Origin of the sequence: Longitalea arenae, assembly GCF_016924755.1 — a bacterium.
Classification (GTDB): Bacteria; Bacteroidota; Bacteroidia; order Chitinophagales; family Chitinophagaceae; genus Niastella; species Niastella arenae.
In genome coordinates, this window is the sequence record NZ_JAFFJX010000001.1 from 758,489 (window position 1) to 782,830 (window position 24,342).

Annotated in this window: 20 protein-coding genes; 13 read left to right on the top strand and 7 right to left on the bottom strand. The window is 47.0% G+C overall.

Going from position 1 to position 24,342, the window contains the following annotated elements:
• Positions 1-178: 178 nt before the first annotated feature.
• Positions 179-787 (bottom strand): fibronectin type III domain-containing protein, encoded by a 609-nt coding sequence (locus tag JT717_RS03305; RefSeq protein WP_205508751.1) that lies wholly within the window; start codon positions 785-787, stop codon positions 179-181.
• Between the two features lie 787 nt (positions 788-1,574).
• Here JT717_RS03305 and JT717_RS03310 point away from each other — a divergent pair.
• The gene (locus JT717_RS03310; RefSeq protein WP_205508752.1) at positions 1,575-2,783 is read left to right on the top strand and encodes an IS256 family transposase; all 1,209 of its coding nucleotides are present in this window, start codon (positions 1,575-1,577) and stop codon (positions 2,781-2,783) included.
• A gap of 190 nt (positions 2,784-2,973) precedes the next feature.
• Here JT717_RS03310 and JT717_RS03315 read toward each other — a convergent pair whose 3' ends face one another.
• The 3 genes from JT717_RS03315 to JT717_RS03325 form a co-directional block, all read right to left on the bottom strand.
• Positions 2,974-3,417: a hypothetical protein gene (locus JT717_RS03315; RefSeq protein ID WP_205508753.1), complete on the bottom strand. Its 444-nt coding sequence runs from the start codon at positions 3,415-3,417 to the stop codon at positions 2,974-2,976.
• A gap of 198 nt (positions 3,418-3,615) precedes the next feature.
• The gene (locus tag JT717_RS03320; protein ID WP_205508754.1) at positions 3,616-5,775 is read right to left on the bottom strand and encodes a TonB-dependent receptor; all 2,160 of its coding nucleotides are present in this window, start codon (positions 5,773-5,775) and stop codon (positions 3,616-3,618) included.
• Between the two features lie 45 nt (positions 5,776-5,820).
• Complete coding sequence (locus tag JT717_RS03325; RefSeq protein ID WP_205508755.1) at positions 5,821-6,129, bottom strand: hypothetical protein; 309 nt, start codon at positions 6,127-6,129, stop codon at positions 5,821-5,823.
• 105 nt (positions 6,130-6,234) lie between these two features.
• On the opposite strand from JT717_RS03325, the gene JT717_RS03330 reads away from it, so the two are divergent.
• Both JT717_RS03330 and JT717_RS03335 read left to right on the top strand, forming a co-directional pair.
• On the top strand, positions 6,235-7,434 hold the full coding sequence (locus tag JT717_RS03330; protein ID WP_205508756.1) for an MFS transporter: 1,200 nt from the start codon (positions 6,235-6,237) through the stop codon (positions 7,432-7,434).
• A 91-nt stretch (positions 7,435-7,525) separates the two neighbouring features.
• Positions 7,526-8,020 carry a GNAT family N-acetyltransferase gene (locus JT717_RS03335; protein ID WP_205508757.1) on the top strand — a complete coding sequence of 165 codons (495 nt, stop codon included), beginning with the start codon at positions 7,526-7,528 and terminating at the stop codon, positions 8,018-8,020.
• A gap of 12 nt (positions 8,021-8,032) precedes the next feature.
• Here the strand turns inward: JT717_RS03335 and metX are convergent, their stop codons facing one another.
• Positions 8,033-9,046, bottom strand: a complete 1,014-nt coding sequence (gene metX, locus JT717_RS03340; protein ID WP_205508758.1) for a homoserine O-acetyltransferase MetX — start codon at positions 9,044-9,046, stop codon at positions 8,033-8,035.
• 69 nt (positions 9,047-9,115) lie between these two features.
• Between metX and JT717_RS03345 the strand changes: the two genes are divergently transcribed.
• The 3 genes from JT717_RS03345 to JT717_RS03355 all read left to right on the top strand — a co-directional run bounded on the left by JT717_RS03345 (position 9,116) and on the right by JT717_RS03355 (position 12,047).
• Positions 9,116-9,550 carry an OsmC family protein gene (locus JT717_RS03345; protein ID WP_205508759.1) on the top strand — a complete coding sequence of 145 codons (435 nt, stop codon included), beginning with the start codon at positions 9,116-9,118 and terminating at the stop codon, positions 9,548-9,550.
• A 294-nt stretch (positions 9,551-9,844) separates the two neighbouring features.
• On the top strand, positions 9,845-11,008 hold the full coding sequence (locus JT717_RS03350; RefSeq protein ID WP_205508760.1) for an O-succinylhomoserine sulfhydrylase: 1,164 nt from the start codon (positions 9,845-9,847) through the stop codon (positions 11,006-11,008).
• Between the two features lie 232 nt (positions 11,009-11,240).
• Positions 11,241-12,047 (top strand): CHAD domain-containing protein, encoded by an 807-nt coding sequence (locus JT717_RS03355; RefSeq protein ID WP_205508761.1) that lies wholly within the window; start codon positions 11,241-11,243, stop codon positions 12,045-12,047.
• A gap of 210 nt (positions 12,048-12,257) precedes the next feature.
• Here the strand turns inward: JT717_RS03355 and JT717_RS03360 are convergent, their stop codons facing one another.
• Positions 12,258-13,538 (bottom strand): UDP-N-acetylmuramoyl-tripeptide--D-alanyl-D-alanine ligase, encoded by a 1,281-nt coding sequence (locus tag JT717_RS03360; RefSeq protein WP_205508762.1) that lies wholly within the window; start codon positions 13,536-13,538, stop codon positions 12,258-12,260.
• Between the two features lie 59 nt (positions 13,539-13,597).
• On the opposite strand from JT717_RS03360, the gene JT717_RS03365 reads away from it, so the two are divergent.
• The gene (locus JT717_RS03365; protein ID WP_205508763.1) at positions 13,598-13,900 is read left to right on the top strand and encodes a hypothetical protein; all 303 of its coding nucleotides are present in this window, start codon (positions 13,598-13,600) and stop codon (positions 13,898-13,900) included.
• A 68-nt stretch (positions 13,901-13,968) separates the two neighbouring features.
• Here JT717_RS03365 and JT717_RS03370 read toward each other — a convergent pair whose 3' ends face one another.
• Positions 13,969-15,552 carry an SUMF1/EgtB/PvdO family nonheme iron enzyme gene (locus JT717_RS03370; RefSeq protein WP_205508764.1) on the bottom strand — a complete coding sequence of 528 codons (1,584 nt, stop codon included), beginning with the start codon at positions 15,550-15,552 and terminating at the stop codon, positions 13,969-13,971.
• A 326-nt stretch (positions 15,553-15,878) separates the two neighbouring features.
• On the opposite strand from JT717_RS03370, the gene porU reads away from it, so the two are divergent.
• From porU to JT717_RS03400, 6 genes are all read left to right on the top strand, one after another.
• The gene (gene porU, locus JT717_RS03375) at positions 15,879-19,295 is read left to right on the top strand and encodes a type IX secretion system sortase PorU (protein WP_205508765.1); all 3,417 of its coding nucleotides are present in this window, start codon (positions 15,879-15,881) and stop codon (positions 19,293-19,295) included.
• 170 nt (positions 19,296-19,465) lie between these two features.
• Positions 19,466-20,635 carry a type IX secretion system outer membrane channel protein PorV gene (porV, locus tag JT717_RS03380; protein WP_205508766.1) on the top strand — a complete coding sequence of 390 codons (1,170 nt, stop codon included), beginning with the start codon at positions 19,466-19,468 and terminating at the stop codon, positions 20,633-20,635.
• A 142-nt stretch (positions 20,636-20,777) separates the two neighbouring features.
• Positions 20,778-21,260: a 2-C-methyl-D-erythritol 2,4-cyclodiphosphate synthase gene (gene ispF, locus JT717_RS03385; RefSeq protein WP_240347792.1), complete on the top strand. Its 483-nt coding sequence runs from the start codon at positions 20,778-20,780 to the stop codon at positions 21,258-21,260.
• A gap of 149 nt (positions 21,261-21,409) precedes the next feature.
• Positions 21,410-21,853, top strand: coding sequence for a dUTP diphosphatase (gene dut / locus JT717_RS03390; protein ID WP_205508767.1), 444 nt, complete (start codon positions 21,410-21,412; stop codon positions 21,851-21,853).
• A gap of 3 nt (positions 21,854-21,856) precedes the next feature.
• Positions 21,857-22,675 (top strand): lipoprotein insertase outer membrane protein LolB1, encoded by an 819-nt coding sequence (gene lolB1, locus JT717_RS03395; protein ID WP_205508768.1) that lies wholly within the window; start codon positions 21,857-21,859, stop codon positions 22,673-22,675.
• 93 nt (positions 22,676-22,768) lie between these two features.
• Positions 22,769-24,172 (top strand): murein hydrolase activator EnvC family protein, encoded by a 1,404-nt coding sequence (locus JT717_RS03400; protein WP_205508769.1) that lies wholly within the window; start codon positions 22,769-22,771, stop codon positions 24,170-24,172.
• The last annotated feature ends 170 nt before the right edge of the window (positions 24,173-24,342 follow it).

The following is a 24,342-nucleotide window of genomic DNA, read 5'->3' on the forward strand; positions in this document are numbered from 1 at the left end:
TTACTACAAGTTTGCCAAACAATTACAAGTGTTTTTCACGGTTTTTGAATAAGTGATTTTGTTTTTAAGGATGCAAAAGAATCGTTTTAAGCGGCAGCTCTGTGTCTGACAACAAAAAACGGGGCTGCGCAAGCAGCCCCGAAGCAATCCTGTGTTCAGGACAATGTGATATGTAAGGTTATTGAATAACCCTTGAAACAACTGGCGAGTTGGCCGTTTGCCGGTTAAAGCCAATGGCCACAACGCGGAACCAGTAGCGCTTATCGGAACTCAGGTCCTTGAATGTATAAACACTCTCTGAACTGAATTCACTACTCCAAATGGTGTTCAAGCCTGGTGGCTCGGTGGTGTACTGGTGGGCATAACTTTTCGCGCCTGTTACACTTTTAGCGCGGATGGTAGCTTCACCGGATGGACCTAGTTCAACCTCCAATTTATCGATTGAAGGGGGCAGCGTACTGCCGCGGCTTTCATTAGTAGCGTCGAAACCGCTGTTAAAGATCAGGGTTCTGTCGCCTTTGCTGGTTGCTGTTACATAGTCAGCCAACTCCTGCAGTAAAGCCAGAATGATCGCCTTCTTATCGTTCTTAATAGACACCATCTCCTTGTCCCGTCCTTCAGCGTTGGACAGCGCTGCCTGGAACTCTGGCAAGAGTTTTTTTAGTTCTGCCAGCGCGGCTGGAGGATTTGGGAAGACGGTGTTGTTTTCCATTTTTTCAATAACGCGTTGACCTATTGTCATAAGGTCGTTTTGGCGTTTCTTGAATTTTGCAACTATGCGTGCCATGATTGACAAGTTTTAAAGATTAAAAAATGGGTGAATTACGCTACTGACAGAACCTGTAACCGGTTAAGTTATTTCAAGGTCCGGGCTATATAAAGTTTGCCTTTGCCACCGTGTTCCGGTAGAAGAACTTTGGCGTAACCGCTAAAGCTGTTTGACTAATAGTCATTGAACGTGGGTGGATCAGGGCCGGGTGGAAATATGTATTGGCCAATACATAAGGAACTGAATCGCCTGGTTGCAACTTCTTTTACTGTTGGATCCTTGGGTTAAGTCAAGCAATTTCGTTTACCGGTTTAACGTAACTGATCTTTTAACCTTCTACGTAGTGAACAGTAATTTCGGTTATTCGTTTAGGTGTCATTCTTCCATACAAATATAACAGCACCTCGAGGCGAAATCCAAATTCATACCTCGTTATCGGCGTTTACCGCGCAATCCGCGTATTTCGCGTAATCCGCGCTAACCGCGTTTATCGCGGTAGAATTAAAGCCCCTTGCGGGTAGTTTGCGACAGGCTTTTTTTGTCAGAATTGAGATATGTCAAGGCATGCTAACGGCATTTTTATAAACAGCTACAGCAAGAGGTGCTGGAACCGGTAATTTTGCAATTGCAAAGGTAGTGTCTAATTGTTTGTGTAAATAAAATATAAGTAACTGTATTAGAGAGATTAATCCCCGGGCTGGTGAGCGAAGTGAGGCGGAGCGTAGCGGAGCCGAACGAAGCGAAGCCAGCCCGGGAGCGGCGGCCACGATGGCCCCCGCTTTTTTATTACCTTTAAATACAGTTTATGGACAATCAGCAATCAAACTTACCCAAGGACTTTTTCAAACAGTTCAAAAGCAAGGAAGACTTTCAATCGTTTTTCAGTGAGCTATACAAGCAAGGAGTGGAAGAAATGCTCAAAGCAGAGCTGGATGAGCATCTGGGCTATGAAAAACACAGTAAAGATGGGCATAACAGTGGCAACAGTCGTAACGGCACCTACACAAAAAAGGTCAAAACTGAGTCTCTTGGCGACCTGGTATTAAATATTCCCCGTGATCGTAACAGTGAGTTCACTCCCCAATTGATTCCTAAAGGTTCGCGCATGAGCGAAAAGCTGGAAGAGTCCATTATTGGCATGTACAGCCGGGGTATGACAACTTCCGACATCTCCCGGCAGGTCAGAGAAGTCTATGGAGTGGAAGTAAGTGAGGGAACGATTTCCAACGTTACCAACCGTATCATTGAACATGTAAAAGAATGGCAAAACCGGCCTTTGGAATCGGTTTATTTTACTGTTTGGATGGATGGCATTGTGTTAAAAGTAAGGCACAATAATAAATACATAAACAAGTGTGTTTATTTAGTAATCGGCTTAAAAAATGATGGGTATAGAGAGGTGCTGGGTATGTGGATGGCAGAAACAGAATCTGCGTCGTTTTGGCTATCGGTGTTAACTGATCTGAAAGCCCGGGGTGTAGAAGATATATTAATTGCCTGCACAGATAACCTCAAAGGCTTTACAGACGCTATTAAAGGGGCTTTTCCTAATGCAGTAACCCAGTTATGCATTGTTCATCAAATCCGTAATAGCTGTAAGTATGTGGTTTATAAAGATCGTAAAGCCTTTTGTGATGATCTTAGAAAAATTTATACTGCAGTAAACCGAGATCACGCTGCTGATGCGCTGGAAGAATTTGACAAAAATTGGGGAACAAAATACAAACATGCTGTCCAATCGTGGCGCACTAACTGGGATAACCTGACTAATTATTTTGATTTTCCCCTGGAAATTAGAAAAATCATTTATACCACCAATACTATTGAAAACCTCAATCGGGGAATCCGGAAGTACACCAAAACAAAGGTCCAGTTTCCTGATGAATCGTCAGCTTTGAAAGCCGTTTACCTGGCTATTACAAACATTGAAGCAAAATGGAGTTCCCCTATGCAAAATTGGGGGTTCATTCAACATCAATTCTTAACTATCTTTGAAAATAGATGCCGCATATAATACAGTTACTTCTCACTTACACAAAATATTAGACACTCTCGGATAAAAAGAAAACAGGCTATTTTTGAAGTGTATTGTGGCCGGTTGCACATGGAGACGTGTCGGTAATTAAAAAGCCTTCTAACGGGAAACAAGTGGTTTCGTTAGAAGGCTTTTTAATTACTCCTTGTTGCTTGTGTAATGAAATATTTTATTTAATTCTGAAATTAGGTGGGATATCGCGTAATGCTCTGCGGGCATCCTCTTCGTCGAGCTCATTGATTTTACAAAATTCTTTTACACTCACATACCGGTTTTCTGCTTTGCCTAACAGCTGTCGGGTGACTTTTAACAGTTCCTGGGCCGTCCGAATAGGTATATCAAGCAACTGGGCCACCTGGTTGGCATGAATCACAAACTGGTAGCCATCGTTCCGGCTGTACATCGGTTCGCCAAGCGGCCATTCGTCGAACCATTCCTGTCCTCTCTGAGTTAGAATGGCTATAGTTTCAGCTGTGAGGTATTCCAACCCGTTTACAACAGCCCATACTTTTTTAGAAGGTTTTAGCCTGGCGGCAGATTTTAAAGCCTTTTTTTTATTTTTTTCTGCAATTGCCCTGGCTTCAGGGGTGTTGAACATGTCTTCTACTTTCATGGTAAAAGTTTTGGTTAGTGTAGAAATAACATTACCTGGTTTTACCAATCAGAGCGGCGTTTGCATAGAGGCAGGAAGTGCTGGGCAGACCATAAGATATAAATATACTGACTAATCGATTTATGATGAAGGATTTTACAAATAATAAAGCATGGCCTTAAGCCATGCTTTTATCCGTATAGTAATTGTCTCCGTCCCTTACAGGCTGATCTTCACGCCGCCATTCATGATAAATCCTTCTACCGGTGCATAAATGTCTCTGAATACAGGATTGTCGATAGTGCCTGTATAGATCGTATCAAATCTCGACTGCCGGGTGTCGGTGAAATTTTCAAAATTGATGTACAGAGAAAATCTTTCCCAAACCCTTTCGGCCATAAAACCGGTTATCCAGTACGATTTTCCAAAGCTGCCATCATTCAATCGTTGCCTGCTGAAATAATATCCTTCCAGTCCTAATTTCCATTTTTCGTCTTTCTCATACATCAGTACATTGTTCAACCGGTGGCGCGCGGTCAATGGCATCCATTCCATTTTATTATCGAAATGCGTATTTGCATCCGTATACGTATAACCGATAAACAATTTGAGATCACCATAGATCAATCGCAGGTTAGTTTCCATACCCCTGGTATCGAGGTGGCCGCCTGAGTTGGTAAATGTTGAAGCGCCGCCCGCCCCAACACTAATGACCAATGGATTATTTAACCGGGTATAAAAGAACAAATGATTCAGGCTGATGCCAAGCTGGCCGATACTCGTGCGGTAATTGATATCCCAGTTGCCACCGGTCGACCGTTCATTTTTTGATTGATCGGTGGCTATTGGCAACAGGTTCTTAAAATGCATCCGTTCTGCTTCTTCCGTAAAAATGGTAGGGGTTTTATAACCATAACCGCCGCCGATCCGGGTCGTAAGATTCGGCAATAGTTTGATCATCGCTGATATTCTGGGTAACAATTCAAAACCATATTCATTTACATAATCACCCCGCAGGCCGGTTTCCAACACGAGCTTATCTGAAACCGTCCAGGCATTTTGCACGAACATGCCGAAGGTATTGTAATGATAATCGCGCGATGGGTTCGGGTTGTGCTCCACTTCATCCAGGTCATCTGTCAATACATTGGCGCCTATCACCCAGTCGGCTTTTTCACCTTTTCTGTTCCAGGTGAGCTCAGAAAAAGAAGATTGTTGCAGCGCATCGAACCGGTAACCCGGAATGGTGATCACCCGGTCGAAACGGCTATAACTGTTCTTGAGCTGCAGGGTGCTGTGCTCATTCAACCGGTGCGCAATACCGAATTGGGTAATGATGCGGTCGGTATTGTTCTTTTCAAAAAAACCGCTGTCGCCGTTTTTGATATAGTTCATGCTGCCCCCCGTACGGTCTTCGGTGATATAGGTTATCCCTGCATCCGCCGTCGTCTTTTTCCCATAGAGGAATAAGCGCGGATTGATCGTATAGCGTTCATATTTGGGTATGGCAGTGAAACCGATGTCTGCCGGGTCATAGGCCTTATTACTATTGCGGGATGCAAAAACGGTAAGGCCCGCTTTGCCATATCGTTCACTGTAGAATCCGCTTAGATCAAGTCCGCCGGCAGAGGTGCCGTTGGCCATAAAATTCAACGACCGTTTTTCACCGGGTGTTTTTGATACCAGGTTTACCAGTCCGGCAATAGCGCCGCCGCCGTATAAAGTAGATGCCGATCCTTTAATCACCTCCACCTGTTTCAGATCGAGGGGTGCAATTTGCAGAATGGAAAGGCCGCCGGAGAAACCTGCATACAGCGGATAACCATCGCGCAGCATTTGCGTATAGCGGCCGTCCAAGCCCTGGATGCGGATGCCGGCATTGAAAGAAGTAGCCGAGGTCTGCTGTGTTTGAATGCCGGTGCTTTCTGTCAGCAGCATCCTGATATCGCCGGGTTTCATATTGGCTTTTTCAGCGAGCTCTTCACCGGAAATAACCTCCACCCGCGTAGGAATATTGGCAATGGTCCGGCTGATGCGGGTGGCCGTTACAACCACTTCCTCTTCATGTTCTTCTTCCTCCTGCTCCAGCTCAATATCAACGATGGCTGAATCGGTCAATGGAAAGGTATAACTAATAGTTCTTTCTTCGAATCCCACAAATGTGATGAGGAAGCTTTGTTTGCCGGCACTGATGCCGGTCATAGCGGCCACGCCATTGCTATCGGCCGCAACGGATCTGTTCTGTTCTTTCCAAAAAACGGTAGCTCCGGGGAGCGGCGTTTTTTCTTCACCGCCCAGGATCCTTGCTTTAAATGTATACTGTGCCTGTGCTGCAATAGTAAGGCAGCACAGGATAATGCCTGTCAATAGGTACTTCATTTTCCTGTAGTGATAATGATTAATAAAAATGGGAACCGGTCAATATCAGCTGCAGCGGGGCGGTTGAAAAAGCGAAGGATGATAGGTAGACAATTGTGCTACATAGAAATGGTAGTACGTAGTTCTTACCGCATATTCGGGCAGCGTTATGCTTACCGGTGAAATGGTCTCGATGGCATGGCTACAGGTGCCACAGGCAAAAAAGGGCGAACAATTGCCTTTTTCTTCGTTATCCGCCGGGTGCGGTTTATGTAAGGCGCTGTTTTTAGTATTACAATCATCTGCCATACAACAGGGAATGATAGTTCCCGTCATAGTAACGATCAGTAATAATAAAACCAGGCATTTTTTCACGGCTCAAAGATAGTATTTATTGCTTGTAACGGAGAAGCGGGGTATAAGCCGGTTCTTTCAGCAGCAATGCTGATTTTCTACAAAATTCATCGCTAGCTTTATACAATGAGCACCCATGCTACCATTCGCCGGTTGACCGAATTCCTGGGACTGAAAAGAAACGTTGTATATCTTTTTGGCCTTACGGTGTTAATGATCACCGGTGAAAAGCTGTGGGATCGCTTCCTGCCCAAATACCTGGAGGGTATTGGCGCTACGACACTTATCATCGGCGCCCTCGGTTTCCTGCAAAACCTGCTGAACGCATTCTGGTCATTGCCCGGCGGCTACCTGGCCGACAGGCTGGGGCACCGAAGGTCCTTCCTGCTTTTTAATCTGATGGCCATTACCGGTTACCTGGTTGCTATTTTCTTTACCAACTGGATAGCCGTGTTCATCGGTATCATTTTCTTTTCAGCCTGGAGCGCCGTATCGCTGCCGGCAAGCATGTCGCTGATAGCCGCTTCCCTGGGAAATAATAAAACGGCCATGGGCATTTCAATGCATGCCATTATCAGGCGTATTCCGATGGCCGTTGGGCCGGTCATGGGCGGCGTATTAATTACATCGTATGGACTCATCGCGGGCATCAGGGCTGCTTTTATTGTTTCAATTATCTTTTGTTTACTCGGCATGGTGCTGCAGTTATTTTTAAAGGATACTGTTAACCGTTCTTACCAGGCCATTCAACCGCTGGTATTGTGGCGGCAGTTGGATCCCCGCCTGAAGAACCTGCTGGTATCAGATATACTTATTCGCTTTTGTGAACAGATACCCTATGTTTTTGTGGTTATCTGGTGTCTCGATGTAAAAAAGATCTCCGCGGAGCAATTCGGATGGCTTACCGCCATTGAAATGATAACGGCCGCCCTCATCTATATTCCCGTCGCCAGTCTTTCCGACAGAACCGAAAGAAAGCCGTTTGTAGTGATCACTTTTATATTCTTTACGATCTTCCCGGTGATCCTGTTCTTCAGTAATAGCTTTGCAGCGCTTATTGTTGCTTTCATCGTGCGCGGATTGAAAGAGTTTGGTGAACCCACCCGCAAGGCGATCATCCTGGATCTTTGTCCGGCCAACGCCAAAGCAAGGGCTTATGGCCTTTATTATTTTGTGCGCGATGTCATCGTTTCCTTTGCCGCTTTTCTCGGCGGTTTTATCTGGACAATAGGACCGGCATTCAATTTCTTTACCGCGGCCGCTTTTGGCGCGATTGGCACCCTGGTTTTTGTAGTTTATGGCAAAGGCAGCAATGTCAGGCAGTAAAAGGCTGTACAGATAACAATAACACTATTATGCAGGCGGGTAAGATCTGTAAAAGCTCTTTTGTATTTTTATAAAAAATACGAATAAGGCAATGATAGTACCGGTAAAGAATAGCGACTTTACAATCGTTCATGAGATCATTAATGACGGGGCTTCGGCATACAAAGGTATTATTCCGGCAGATAGGTGGCACGAGCCTTATATGTCTGTAGAAGAGTTGCAGGCCCAGATCAACGATGGTGTAAAGTTCTGGTGTTATCTCGACGACGGAAAAATGATCGCTGTCATGGGCATCCAGGATAAGGGAGATGTTACTTTAATAAGGCATGCCTATGTTCGTACCACTGCCAGAAATAAAGGTATTGGCGGCAAGCTGCTTCAACACCTGGCTTCCATGGTATCAACACCCATATTGATTGGCACCTGGGCAGATGCAGACTGGGCCATCGGCTTCTATAAAAAACATGGTTACCGGCTGGTGTCATTTGATGAAAAAGAGCAATTGCTCCGCAAATACTGGAACATTCCCCTCCGGCAGATCGATACTTCGGTTGTGTTGGCAAGCGCCGATTGGCCAGGCGCTTAAAGGCATAATCATCTAATCTTTCAGCCATTTTTTCAACACCTCGCCAATCTTCTGCACTTCCACCATAAACCCGTCATGCCCATAGGCTGAATCAATTTCCACCAGGGTGCAATCGGGCAGGTGTCGCTGCATATGGCGCTGTTCTTCGAGCGGACAAAGTATATCGCTGGAAATACCGATCAGTAAAGTTGGTTGTTTTATCGTCTTCAGCACAGCTTCTGCATTACCGCCGCGGCCGCGGCCAATATGATGAGTGTCCAGGGCCTTGGTAAGCAGCCAGTAACTGTAGGCATTAAAACGCTTCACCAGTTTATCGCCCTGGTAATTGATATAGGAAGCTGCGCGGTAGTCGTCCAGCTTTTCAGTATCTGTATCGGTTTGTTTTTGCACCATAATGCCATAGTTGCGGTAAGTAAGCATTCCGATGGCGCGGGCGGCTTTTAAACCTTTCTGCCCGGCTTCGGGCGAATCCTGCTGCCAGCTGCAGTCGGCCTCAATGGCGAGCCGCTGGGTGGCATGTACCGCAATGCCCCAGGCGCTTTCGGTGGGCGAGGTAGCCAGCAGGAAGAGGTTTTTGATGACGGCTGGTTCAAGCAGGCTCCATTCCATGGCCTGGTAACCGCCCATGCTGCCACCCATCAGCAGGTGAATGGAGGCGATGCCCAGGTGCCGGCGCAGCAGGATGTGGGCATTTACCATATCGCGGATGGTGATCAGGGGAAATTCATGGCACCAGGGTTTTCCGCGTAGGGGGTTGATACTCAAAGGCCCTGTAGTGCCGTAGCAGGAGCCGAGAATGTTGGCGCAAACAATAAAGTACTTTTCGGGGTTAATTACACAGCCGGTACCAACCACTCCTTTCCACCAGTCGGCGGCATCGGAGTTGGCAGTAAGTGCATGACATACCCAGATCACGTTGTTTTTTTCGGCATTTAAGGTTCCATAAGTATGATATGCAATGGTTAATGAAGGCAGTTCTTGCCCGTTTTCGAGTTTGAAAGGTTGATTATATTCAAATTGCTTCATTGGCCCCTGGCTATAATTAAGGGTGCAAAGTAAATGCCTGCATGAATTACATTTGCAAAAATCTTTACCATGATAAAAATTGAATTGGAAAGGGTCGAAGGTGACTATGGATTTGAAGCGAAAGATGCCAATGGTCATACCGTACGTTTAGACACCAGCCCGGAGGGCGGAGGCACTAATTTTGGCGTTCGCCCGATGCAAATGCTATTGATGGGCCTCGGCGGGTGCAGCGGTATAGATATCGTAAATATCCTAAAAAAGCAGCGCCAGACCATTGAAGGTTTTAGCATGAAGATAGAAGGGGAGCGGGAAGCCGGTAAAGAACCCTCTATCTGGAAAAATGTTACCATTGTTTTTGAGCTCACCGGAAATATCGATCCCGATAAGGCCCGCCGCGCCTGCGAGCTGTCGATGGATAAATACTGCTCAGTAGCCGAAACCCTGCGCCGCGCAGGCGGAGACTTGAAATGGGAGCTGCGGGTGAACCAGGGGCAGAAGGCATAACAAAGGCATAAAGGCATAAACCGAAAGAGGCAAAGAGGCATAAAGACGCACAAGTACAAGGCAAAACAACAGGTAACTGGTAACCGGTAACTGGTAACAGGTAACCGGCAACCGGTAACTGGCAACCGGTAACTGGCAACCGGTAACTGGTAACCGGTAACTGGTAACTGGTAACTGGTAACAGGTAACCGGTAACCGGTAACTGGCAACCGGTAACTGGCAACTGGTAACTGGTAACCGGTAACTAAGGGAAAGCCAACAATAAACTGTAAACAATAAACCATAAACATTTTCATGCATCCCATAACCAAAGCAATACGCATTCATACCGACCGTACCAACGAAATGGAACATTCTTCGCCCATGTTCCTTACCAGCAGTTTCTGCTTCGATAATGCCGAAGATATGCGGGCTGCCTTTGCCGATGAGACCGACGATAATATTTACAGCCGTTTCAGCAATCCGACCGTACAGGAGTTTATCGACAGAATGTGTGCTCTCGAAGGCGCGGAGGCGGGTTATGCCACGGCATCGGGTATGAGCGCCATCTTTGCTTCGTTCATGGCATTGCTGAAAAAAGGCGATCACCTGCTCTCCTGTAATGCGATCTTCGGCAGCACCCATACCGTGATCACCAAATACCTGCCTAAATTCGGCATCGAATATACCTATGTGCCGGCCGATAAACCTGAGGAATGGGAAAAAGCCATCAGGCCTAACACCAAAATGATCTACGTTGAAACGCCTACCAATCCAGGGCTCGAGATCGTAGACCTGGAAGCCGTGTCGGCCATCGCCAAAAAGCATGATCTTATTTTGAATGTCGACAATTGTTTTGCCACCCCGGTGAACCAGCGGCCCATTGATTTTGGCGCCGACCTGGTAGTGCATTCCGCCACCAAATGGATCGATGGGCAGGGCCGTGTACTCGGTGGCGTTATTGTAGGCAAAAAATCACTGATCCACGATATCTATTTATTCTGCCGCAGCACCGGTCCCGCCTTATCGGCCTTTAACGCCTGGGTATTGAGCAAGAGCCTGGAAACCCTCGATGTTCGGATGGAAAGGCATGGCAACAATGCATTGCAACTGGCTAAAGCACTGGAAGGACATCCCAAGATCAAATCGGTAAAATATCCTTTTCTGAGCAGTCATCCCCAGCACCGTATTGCTTTGAAGCAAATGAAGAACGGCGGCGGCATTGTATGTTTTGAGCTGACAGGCGGTTTACAAAGCGGCCGCAAATTTCTTGATAATTTGAAAATGTTATCGCTCACCGCCAACCTGGGCGATACCAAAAGTATTGCTTCACACCCAGCCAGTACCACCCATGCCAAACTCACCGAAGAAGAAAGACTGGCCGTAAATATTACGCCCGGTTTAATCAGGATCTCGGTTGGACTGGAACATGCAGAAGATATAATTAACGATGTTCGCCAGGCATTGGAAAACTGTTAATGCAGGTTTGCCGCACTTTCAAACTGTGGCACCGTTCTTATGCCGCAGTGACGATAATCATCGTTTTGAATGCCTGTCATCATAGCATCTTTTATTTTAGAAGAGTAACTTTATTACTGATTCTTTTTCATAATAAAAAGTTTTAAAAATTGAGCTGGTAAACGGGTTGGTTCTCCAACCCGTTTGTATTTTATGAAGAGGCAGGAAAATTGTATCTTATAGGAAAAAGGATATGAACCGCGAGGCGCTGGAAAAAGTGATTGTGAAATATCTCAACAGTATAAAAAACCATAGCGATCGCCTGCCTGGTTCTTTTGATCATGAAGATATCCATGACCTCCGCGTCGATTACAAAAAAGCAAGAGCATTTCTGCGCCTCCTTCAGTTGGAAAAAGATGCCGGCGATCTTGGCATGCCGGCTAAATTGCGATCGCTGTACCATCATTGTGGTAAAGTAAGAGACCTGCAATTATTCCTCATCGAGCTGCAGGCATTACCCGTTGCCGCCTTTTTACCGGTTTGCATCAGTCAATGGAAGCAGCAACTGTTTACCTATAAAGAAGAAACCGTTCGGGCCATTGAAGCAATGGATTTTAAAAAAATAAGGAATACCCTGTTAAAGAAATTGCCTCGCCAGCTGCAGGAGCAAACCATCATTCAGTTTGCACATGAAAAAATTGCGGCTGTGCATATCGTACTCCTGGCGGCCGATCATGAAGATGATCTGCATACCACTCGCAAGCAAATAAAGGATCTCATCTACAATATCCGCATCTTCGAGGGCGACTGGGGCATTCCCTTCCCGGTCAGTGGCTGGAAAAGTGAAAAAAGTTTGAGCAATATGGCTTCCCGCCTGGGTGACTTCAATGATCGCTGCATAGCGCTTTCGCTTTTGCAATCGGGTTATAGCGCCAACTGCCATGAAAAAGAGAAACTGGCTTTACAGGAATTACAGGCAGGCTGGCAGCAGAATAAAGAGACCAGGCAACAACAATTACTGCAGCAGGTGCATTTGCTGCAATTGGAGCATAGATTCTGAGATATTGAATCGCCTGCGGATATCTGTAGGATTAGAGACAAGACGATCTGTTACAAATTATAAGTTACAGGTTACAGGTTACTGGTTCCAGGGTGAAACCAATTCATGTGTTCCCTTGTAACTTGTAACCTGGAACGTATTTCAGCCAATTGCAGCAGTCATCATCAACAACCCGCAAACTGGTAACTGGTAACCGGTAACTGGTAACCGTCAAGCCAGCACCTTCTCCATTTGCATACTCCTCGATCCCTTGATCAAAAAATACGTATCGTTAAAGGATTGATCCTGGAACCAGCTGGCTGCCTCGGCCGAATTGTTCATTGTAATGAACGGATGATCGATCTTCAAAAAATCACCACCCACCAGTACAACCGCTTTCCAATGATGTTGTTTAATGAGCTCAATAATGGCCTCATGCTCCTGCAGGCTTTCCTGGCCTAATTCGGCCATGCCGCCCAGCATCAGCACTTTATTGCTGGCCTGAATGCCGGCAAAATTCTCGATGGCGGCCTTCATGCTGGTAGGGTTGGCATTATAGGCATCCAGGATGAATTTATTGCCATTTTTCTCTATCAGCTGCGAGCGGCTGTTCGATGGAGTATAGTTTTCGATCGCGCTTTTTATCTTTTCATCCGGCACTTTAAAGAACTTACCGGCAGTTACTGCTACCAGTACATTGGGTAAATTATAAGCGCCCACCAGTTGCGTTTTAATGACGGGCAGCTCAGCGCCTTTGGTAATGGCAACGGTTAAAAAGGGTTCGCTTTGTTCAACCGTGCCGCTGATATCCGCTGCTGCGGATGTACCGTATTTAATAACCCTGCCTATGCCTTTGCTCATGCTTTGCAGATAGTCATAATCCCACATCACGAAAGCAGTTCCATCATGGGCGCGCAGGAAATCGTAGAGTTCGCCTTTTCCTTTACGTACGCCTTCAATGCTGCCAAATCCTTCGAGGTGCGCTTTGCCGCAGTTGGTAATAATTCCATGCGTGGGCAGTGTGTACTCGCAGTAGCTGGCAATTTCACGCAGGTGATTGGCTCCCATTTCGATCACGGCCATTTCAGCGTCGCTTTTAACCGATAAGATCGTGAGGGGAATACCGATATGATTGTTCAGGTTGCCCTGGGTAGTATAGGTCTTGTAACCGGCTGATAACACGGCATGCACCAGTTCCTTGGTAGTGGTCTTACCATTGCTGCCGGTAATGGCAATAAAGGGAATATCGAACTGCTGGCGATGGTATTTGGCCAATTGCTGCAGGGTGGTGAGCACATCCTCTACAACAATGATCCGGCTGTCGGCATTGGCCGGCGCTTCGTCTACAACGGCATAGGCCGATCCGGCTGCCAGGGCGGCCTCGGCAAATTGATTACCGTTGAAATTGGGACCTTTCAGGGCAAAGAATATATCGCCTGCCTGAAGCTTGCGGGTATCGGTTTGTACCGAAGGATATTTCCTGTATATATCGTAAAGTTCTTCAATCGTCATATAGCAAATTTAAGTGACAACGCCTGCCCCACAAACAGGGAGTTTATAGTTTATGGTTTATGGTTTATGGTTTGTGGTTTATGGTTTGTGGTTTATGGTTTGTGGTTTATGGTTTGTGGTTTATGGTTTGTGGTTTATGGTTTGTGGTTTATGGTTTATGGTTTATGGTTTGTGGTTTGTGGTTTATGGTTTCTTTTAATGCAGAAGGCGCTGCATCATTCGGCATCCTGAATGCGCAAGCGAGTTGCAAAGCGCGGCAGCAACAACAAACTACAAACCACAAACCACAAACCCCTATATCGCGGCAGCAACAACAAACTACAAACCACAAACCACAAACCCCTATATCGCGGCAACGATAAACATTAAACCATAAACTAAAAAACCCCTCGATGCATCGAGGGGTTTTTTAAAGAATTTGAAAGTAACCTTATCGTTTTCTGGTATTCTGGCGTCTTGAGGGGTAATTGATACCGGTTTTGCGGCCATTACCTTCGGGGCTACCCAGGCGATCCATTGCGCAACGGAAACCTACAGTAGAGCTTCCCTGATCTTCTTCCAGGTAGCGGCGTGTACCGGGGCTTAACCAGTAAGGACGGTCATTCCAGCTACCACCTTTAATTACTCTTGATTTATCGCTGATCAGCGTGCTAACACCATAACCACGGCCGGTCTTCAGGTTTTCCTGAACATCGGTAGTACCGTAAGCAACACCAGTGATGAGGGAGTCACCATCGAGGTAGTTGATCACATTACCTTTTTGATAGTTGCGGCGGTTTTTGCTTTCTTCATCTGTTACGAATACTGTCTTAACGCGGCCTACACTGTCTTTTTCAAATTCACCGTCTTTATTGCGGTAAACGTTTTGGTAGCGGTTACCACGGTAAGGAGATACGTCATCGGCATCGGTGGGTGACAGCGGACGATAAACGTCGCCAGTCCACTCGCTCACGTTACCCGACATATTATATAAACCGAATGAGTTAGGATAGAAAGAAGTAACCGGGGCAGTATACACAGCGCGGTCGTTCAAACCACCGGCCACACCCATGTTATCACCGTTACCGCGTTTGAAGTTGGCCAGGAAGGTACCTTGCCATGCGCCGCGGCGGCTGTCGCGTAAACCGTTCACGTTTTGTGTCCAGGCGTACACTTGTTTGTTGGTGATCAACTCCTCACCACGTTTGCCTTCTTTGCGGCTGGGGTTGGGGTTTTGACCAACCAGACCCATCGCTGCATATTCCCACTCAGCTTCTGTCGGCAGGCGGTAGTTCGGTAACAGGATACCGTCTTCGAAAGTAACCTGTGTTCTGGGCGTACCGTTCGGGTTCTTTAAAGGATTCTTTTTAGAACGAACCTGGTTGCCGGGGGTAGGTGTCGTTAAGCCAAGCAGGTATGCTTTGGTATTGAACGACTCAGGACCTTGGCCCTGCAGGTTTTTCAGCGCGGTCTTGTTGATAAAGCCTTTGTCATACAAAGCTTTTTCGTTTACGCGGTCACTGCGCCACAAACAAAAGTCATGCGCCTGTCTCCAGGTTACACCCACAACAGGGTAGTAGTTATAAGAGGGGTGGCGAAAGTAGTATTCAACCAAAGGCTCGTTGTAAGCCAGCTCGCTGCGCCATACCAGGGTATCGGGCAATGCAGCTGCTCTTACATCTTTATATTCATCTCCATCAAAAACCGTATTTACCCAGTACAAATATTCACGATAGTGAATATTGGCAACCTCGGTACGGTCGATGTAGAACGAGTTTACAGTTTTACGGGTAGGAATGTTATTCCAGTCGCCCATAACATCTTCTTCAGTGGCCCCCATAGTGAAGGTACCACCCTGAACAAATACCAGTCCTGGACCGGTACGTTGTTCTTTCTCCCGGGATACCTGGTATCCACCCATGTTTTTGTCATTGTAATTCCAACCGGTAACGTCAGATTTCTCCTTCTTGTTGGACTTACACGCAGTAACTGCGGCTGCGCAGGATAATACGATAAATAGGTTTTTCAAATTCATTTTGATGACTTTTGCCTTTAGTTCAATTTGGTTAAACGCTATTAAGTTGCAAATATTGTACGGCTTTTATATTGCTTTTCCACAAACCGGGGAAGGACGGCGAATATACCTGTTTTTAGTAAAACAACCTGTATTACAGGCTGTTTCAGCTTCGTTAATTTCTTGAAAGGGGACCGCACTTTTAGCTGCGTATTCCCACATTCAATAATTGAGCCGGGCCGGCAGGAAAGCGGATTATTTTTTTGCCACCTGCGTCTTTCCCACATTACCATGGTTCAAAATAAACTATTTTTGAACGGATGCGTAGCAAACCTGTTATCCGCCTTATGAGAACAGGCATATTGATCATGTACTGTACGGTTGTGATGAATATGCCCGTACTGCCCCAACGATCATATACGGCCAATTCGGTGCTGGCGATGGGTAATTGGCATAAAATAAGTACAGCTTCGCCCGGCATCTACAGGATCGACCTGCCTTTTCTCCATTCCATCGGCATAAATACCGCCAACCTGCCTTCTTCCAGCATCAGGTTATACGGCAACGGCGGACAAATGCTTCCTGAAAAACCGCTCAATACCGTGCCTGATGACCTGGTCGAAAATGCCATCTGGGTAGAAGACGGCGGCGACGGTCTGTTCAACGGCTCTGATTATCTGTTGTTCTACGCCCCCGGCGCCCATGCCTGGATCAAAGATTCAGCCAACAAAAGCTTTCGGCATCAAAGGAATATATATAGCGACACTGCTTATTATTACCTTACCATCCGGCCTAACGGTAAAAGAGTAACCACCCTCAATACAACGGCCACGCCCAATACAACGATCACCCAGGCCACCCAACGCTGGTTTTATGAACTGGATACAGTGAATTTCCTCAGCAGCGGCCGCCAATGGTATGGGGAAGAATTCTCCGGCAATACCGGAAGAACCCTTAGCCGCACGTACATGGTGAACCTGCCCAATATGCTGCCCCAGCCGGCTGCCATCACCGCTGCCGGTGTTGCCCGTTCCTTCGGAACCACCAGCCGCTTTACCGTAACGGTTAATAATCAGCAGGCCATGCAGGTAGTGATGCCTGCCACCGGCAATGGCGCTTACGATGCATTTGCGATGGCGGCGCAGTCATCGGGAACCTTCAGCACCACGCATTCGCCGCTGGCTGTAAGGTTCGACTATACGCCCGGAAGCCCGGGCAGCCAGGGCTGGCTCGACTGGTTCGAAATTCTGGCCCGTGTTGACCTGTCGATGACCGGTAATGACCAGCTGCTCTTTTGCGACTGGAACAGTGTAGGCCCGGGGAACAACGGCCAGTTCATCATTAAAAATGCGCCGGCGGGTATCCAGGTCTGGGATGTCACCAATGCATTGGAACCGGTTCGTATGCAGGGCAGTTTACAGGGTAGCGAATGGCGCTTTGTAAATGATTGCAGCCGCCTGCGCGAATACATTGCATTCGGCCAATCCGGTTTTTTAACTCCGGTGGCGGCTGGCGCCGTCCCCAATCAGAATTTACATGGGGCGGCTATACCCCAATACATCATCATCACCCATCCCAGCCTGCTGGGGCAGGCCAACCGGCTCGCCCAATATCACCAGCAGCGCGATAACCTCAGCAGCCTGGTGGTAACTGTAAACCAGGTGTACAACGAATTCTCTTCCGGTTCACCCGATCCGGCCGCGCTGCGCGATATGGTAAAAATGTTTTACGACCGCGCCGGTGGCGATTCTGCCAAAGCACCCCAATACCTGCTGCTGTTTGGCGACGCTTCCTTCGATTACCGGGCCCGCATCAGCAACAATACCAACCTGGTTCCGGCCTGGGAAAGCCTCGTATCACTCGATCCTTTAGCCACTTACACCTCCGACGATTTTTTCGGCCTGCTGAACGATGGGGATGATATCAATGGAAGCGGTACTTATCTGCTGGATCTGGGCATTGGCCGCATTCCGGCAAAAAACGAACGGGAGGCGCAGGCCATTGTTGATAAGATCATCGCCTACAACGATGTAAAAAGCCTGGGCCCCTGGCGCAATGAATGCACTTTCGTGGCCGATGATGAAGATAATAACCTGCACCTGCAGGATGCCGAGATCATGACCCGGGCGGTAAATGCCGCGGCTCCACAGCAAAATATCGAAAAACTTTACCTGGACGCCTTCCCACAGGAAAGCAATTCGGCAGGCAGCCGTTACCCGGCCGTGAACCAGGCCATCAGTAATAAGATCTTCAATGGAACCCTCGTATGGAACTATACCGGCCATGGCGGCTACCGGCGGCTGGCAGAAGAAGTGGTGCTTGACCAGGACATGATCAATGGTTTTAACAATGCCGCCAAACTGCCTTTATTTGTTACCGCCACCTGCGATGTGGCGCCCTTCGACAATCCCCTGGTAAGCTCCATAGGCGAGAACCTGCTCTTACGCGAAAAGACGGGCGCCATTGCCCTTATGACCACCACCCGCCTGGTATTCGCATTCAGTAACCGGATAATGAATGAAAATTATCTGAGAACGGCTTTTCAGAAAAAGCCCGATAGCAGTTACCGCACCCTGGGTGAAGCAGTTCGCCAGGCCAAGAATGTGACCTATAACTATTTGACCGATGTGGTGAACAACCGTAAATTCACCCTCCTGGGCGACCCTGCGCTAAGTCTTGCCTTCCCCGCTTACCAGGTGAAGACCACCTCGGTAAACGGACAGCCGGTCAGCAGTACACCAGATACGCTCAAAGCGCTGTCGGAATACACGATCAGCGGAACGGTGGTAGACAAAACCGGCAACCTGCTGAACGATTTCAATGGAACGATCTATCCCACCATTTTCGATAAAGTACAACCGGTAAATACCCTCGGCAATGATGCAGGCAGTGTGCCGGTACCCATCCAGGTACAGAAGAATATCCTGTTTAAGGGTAAGGCCACAGTGAACAATGGCCGCTTTTCTTTCAGTTTTATTGTGCCCAAAGACATCAGCTACCAATATGGGTATGGCAGGGTCAGTTATTATACCGATAATGGCAGCAAAGATGGCAATGGGGTATTGACCAACCTGGTCATTGGCGGTTCAGGCAATGGCGTAAGCGATCTGGAGGGGCCCGCCATAAAGGCCTATTTAAACGATGAAAAGTTTGTGAATGGCAGCATTACCAATGAACGGCCGGTCTTATTGGTTAAGCTGGCCGATTCATCGGGTATCAATATCCTGGGTACCGGCATAGGCCATAACCTGGTGGCCATACTTGATAATGATCAAAAAAATGAATATGTGTTGAATGAGTTCTATGAAAGTGATCTCAATAATTACCGGCAGGGAACGGTGCGTTTTCAGCTGCCGGCATTAGCACCCGGTATGCATAGCCTAAGCATAAAAGCCTGGGATGTAGCGAATAACTCTGGGGAGGCCACGCTTGACTTCAGGGTGGTTAACCAGCAGCAGTTTGCCCTGGATCATGTATTGAATTATCCCAACCCCTTCACCACGCAAACCACCTTTTGGTTTGAGCATAACAGGCCTGGGGAAGAATTAGTTATACAGATCCAGGTATATACGATTACAGGAAAGCTGGTAAAAACATTGCGGAAAACAATATTTTCGCCCGGAAACCGTTCGAGTGACGTGGAATGGAATGGCAGGGATGAATATGGTGATAAAATCGGTCGGGGAGTGTATCTTTACCGCTTAAGGGTACAAACAGCTGACGGAAAAGCAGCGGAAAAGCTCGAAAAGTTGTTTATATTATAGTCCCAATTTTTGAACATTATATTAGCCATCTATCGACAGGAGATTTACCCAAAACCATTATTGTTCCGCATCAACACGCTTTGATACAAAAGCAAGGGTAATTTTCATTATACCAAACTGCTATAGAGAAGAAGGTTGGAGCGGTCTGATCCTTAAAGACAATTCAAAAAATGAAACGAAACATCTTGAAACTAACTGTAGGTATGGGCCTGCTGTTGGGTGGAATTTCCGTAAAAGCACAAACTGATTCGATTAACGTGGTAACCACGGCCGTACCTTTTTTACGGATATCTCCGGATGCCCGTGCCGGTGGTATGGGTGATTTAGGTGTGGCTACATCGGCTGATGCAAATTCCCCGTTCTGGAACCTGGCAAAAGTACCTTTTGCCCAGAAGAATTTCAGCATAGGGTTAACATATACGCCCTGGTTAAAAGACCTCGGACTGAATGATGTGTACCTGCTGGCATTAAGTGGTTATTATAAACTCGATGAAGAGGCTGCCCTGGCCGGATCTGTTCGGTATTTCAGCCTGGGTAATATTCAGTTCACCGATGGAAGCGGTAACGATTTCGGCTCGGGCCGTCCCCGCGAATTTGGTGTTGACTTCGGTTATACACGCAAATTATCTGATAAAATAGGCCTGGGTGTTGCCTTGCGCTATATCCATTCGAACCTGGCCGGTAACCTGGCCCAAACGGGCACCACCTATAAACCTGGTAATGCGATCGCCGGTGACCTGTCTTTCTTTTATACAGGGATAGGCGAAGATGGCAGTGGCTGGAATTTCGGCGCTACCGTCACCAACCTGGGTACCAAGATCGGTTATACGAACGATGCAACCCAGAAAGATTATATTCCTGCCAACTTCAGCCTGGGTACTACCTACACCAAAGCTTTTGATGAAGCCAATAAGATCACTTTCGGCGTAGACCTGCACAAACTGCTGGTGCCTACACCGCCAAAATGGACAGGCAATTCAAGCGAAGATTCGGCACTGGTAGCTGGTTATAGAAATAAATCGGTCGTGAACAGCTGGTTCAGCTCATTCAACGATGCGCCCAACGGATTTAAAGAAGAAATAAAAGAGTTCCAGGTATCACTGGGTGCTGAATATGCCTACAATGATCAGTTCTTTTTCCGCGCCGGTTATTTTTATGAAGATAAAACCAAGGGCAACCGTAAATACTTTACTGTTGGTTTAGGTGTTAAATACAATGTGTTTGGTTTGAACTTCTCTTACCTCGTGCCTTCCGGTTCAGGTGTTAACCGCAACCCATTGTCAAACACCCTGCGTTTTGGTCTCATCTTCGATCTGGATGATATCGGAACCATGGAATAATTTGATAATTAGCTGATTTGCTGATTAGCTGATTTGCTAATGTGCTAATACAACATAGAATTGAATATATTTGAAGCGTTCCGGCGTAGCCGGAACGCTTTTTTTTCATTAGCACATCAGCACATCAGCAAATTATCACATTATGCGTATTGGTTTCGGCATAGATTTTCATCAGTTGGTTGAAGGCAGGGATCTTTGGATAGGCGGTGTTAAGATCCCGCATCACAAAGGCTCGCTGGGGCACAGCGATGCCGATGTATTGTTACACGCTATCTGCGATGCGCTGCTGGGCGCCCTGGCGCTGGGCGATATCGGCATGCATTTCCCCAATACAGATCCGGCGTATAAGGGTATCGACAGCAAAATACTGCTGCAAAGAACGTATGAATTAATTAAGGCGCGCAATTACCGGGTGGTCAATGTAGATTCCTCCATTTGCCTTGAAGCTCCCAAGATCAAAAAATATTCAGATCAAATGCGCAGTATTATTGCCGGTATCCTTGAGATCACCGGGCAGGAAGTATCGGTAAAAGCCACTACCACCGAAACGATGGGTTTTGTGGGCCGCGAAGAAGGCCTGGTGGCGTATGCAACGGTGCTGTTGGAACCAGTTAAAGTAATTTGATAATTCGATAATTTGATAATGTGATAATTGAATACAGGTTTTGTGGGTGCTGGCGCGTGAAGTGTGGCTATGAAAATAAGGCCCGCCATTGAGGCATTATCGAATTATCACATTATCACATTATCACATTATCACATTATTTTTGCGGCATGTCAAAAGTAAAAGTCAGGATCATTAACCAGTCAAATAATCCCTTGCCCGAATATGCCACGGAAGATGCTGCCGGTATGGATATACGCGCTTTCCTGGAGGCGCCCATCGTTCTCAATCCCCTGGAACGGTTTTTAGTGCCTACCGGTTTATTCATTGAACTGCCCAGGGGCTATGAAGCACAGATCCGCCCCCGCAGTGGACTGGCCATCAAACAGGGACTAACCTGCTTGAACAGTCCGGGTACCATCGATGCCGACTATCGCGGCGAGGTAAAAATTATTCTGATAAATTTATCACAGGAAGCCCAAACCATTCACCCCGGCGATCGTGTTGCTCAAATGGTTGTACACGAAGTAGAACGTGTAAAATGGAAACCTGTTAAATCAATTTCGGTAACAAAACGTCATGATGGCGGCTTTGGTCATACCGGTAAATCATAATACATGAAATATTTTGTAGGCATTGGAATTATTGCCCTGGTCACGGCTGCAACCACCAGTTGCCGGTCAACGAAAACAATTCAAACGGCAATTGCGAAAAAAGATACCGCCCAGGTAATTCCGGTAGTTGATCACCGCGCTGATTCCATGCTGTATATTAAACAAGTTTGGGATAACATTCATAAGAATACCATCGATTTTCAGACCTTCTCCGCCAAGATCAAGGTCGACTTTGAAGGCAGTGATGGCAAGAAGAACGATTTCAACGCATTTGTGCGCATCAAAAAAGACAGCATTATGTGGATCAACATCAATGCGGCCCTGGGCTTCGATGCCTTCCGGGTATTGGTGACGCCCGACAGCGTGAAAGTGATCAACAAGCTCAATAAAACTGTACAATTAAGGTCGGTAGAATCGCTGCAGGAAGTAACCAAAATGCCCATGTCGTTCAGCGACCTGCAAAATCTGATCATCGGCAATCCGATTTTTCTCGATAGTAATATAAATTCGTATAAGAAAGACGAACGGTCCATTTCGCTCATCAGCCTGGGCACGCTGTTCAAGCACCTGCTTACCGTGAACCGGGAAGATTATACCCTGCAGCAGAGCAAGCTCGACGATGTGGATGCCATCAGGGCCCGTACGGCTTATCTTAGCTACGGCAATTACCAGAGTAAGAACAATATTCGTTTTTCAACCTATCGTAAAATTACGGTATCGGAAAAATCGAAGCTGGATATAGTAATGGAATTCAAACAATTTGACTTTAACGTCGATTTAAGTTTTCCTTTTACGATCCCGAAAAATTATAAACGCAAATAAGCGTTATATTATACAGTACTTTCAACCCTATAGAAACCGGCCCAAGAGACCAATGCCCTGCCCAAACCTGTTAACACTTAAAAATCTTTCAGTATGCTGAAAAGGATGTTTACCTGTTTTTTGGCCATGGCAGTTTCCCTTGCCCTGTATGCGCAACAACAACCCGGCAGCAGTGACGAACTGAAAAAAAAGCAGGCGGAGATCCAGCGTGAAATTGATGAATTGAGAAACACGCTGAAAACTACGAAGAAGAATACCAAGGCGGGCTTGTTGCAGCTGACCATGGTGCAGAAGAAACTGCGCTTGCGGGAACAGGCTATCAACAACATCAATCAGCAGATCAATATTATCGAGGGCACCATTTCCAAATCGAAAAATGAGATCGAGCGCTATAAGCAGGAGCTGGATACGCTTAAACAGCAATATGCCAAAAGCATCGTGTATGCGTATAAGAACCGCAGCAACTACGATTTCCTGAACTTTATATTTTCCGCCTCCAGCTTTAACGATGCCTTGCGCCGGGTACAATACCTGCGCGCTTACCGCCTCTACCGCGAAGAGCAGGCCGCTACGATCAAGAACACCCAGCAGGTACTGCATGATAAAATAGCCAGCCTCGAGAGCACCCGTAAAGAAAAGGATGCCGTACTGCAAAAGCAGGAAAAGCAGAAAGTAGAGCTGGAAGACGAGAAAAAAGAGAAGAATGAGATTCTGAGCAAATTGAAAGCCCGTGAAAAGGAGATCTCCAAAGAGCTCACCGCCAAACAAAGGGCCGATAAAAAATTAAAATCAGCTATCAAATCTGCCATTGACCGCGAGATCAGGCTTGCCCGCGAAAAAGCGCTGGCGGAAGCAAAAGCCCGTGAAGCAGCAGAGGCGGCTGAAAATGCAAAGAAGGTTGCAGCGGCAGAAGCAGCGCGAAAAGCAGCAGCCGAGAAAGCAGAAAGGGAAAAAGCAGGAAACGCAGCTTCCCCGGCCACATCCCCGGCCGCTACCGCGCCTATAGCGAAAGCAGAACCTAAAAAAGAAGCCCCCAAAAAACCTGCCTCGGAGAGTGTACTGGAATCAACGCCGGAAGGATTCCGCATCAGCGGCAGCTTCGAAAGCAATAAGGGCCGCTTGCCCTGGCCGGTGGAAAAAGGCAATGTGAAGATCCACTTCGGCACCTATTCCATTGAAGGAACGAAACTGCGTGGGAACAATCCCGGTATAACCCTGGCCACCGAACCGGGCGCTGTAGTAAGAGCGGTGTTTGAGGGAGAAGTGTCGCGCATTTTCGACATCGATGGCAACTGGAGTGTGCTTGTTCGTCATGGTAAATACTTCACTGTATATAGTAACCTGTCATCTGTAAGCGTCTCAAAAGATCAGAAAATAGCCGGTGGCACCATGCTGGGCCGCGCTGCTGCCAATGATGAGGGCAATGGCGAGATCGAATTCCTGCTGATGCAGGAGAACCGGAACCTCGATCCCGAAAGCTGGATCCGCAGAAGGTAAAATAATCAATCAGCAATTGGCAATATGCCATTGGCAAGCTGCGTTTCAGGTTTTGCCTATTGCCTATTTTAAACCAATTTTCAATATGCACTAAGCCATTGGCAGGGCCTGCCGAAAACCGGCTTCCGGGCTTCACAGATTTGCCTCTTGCTCATTGTCTATTGCTTATT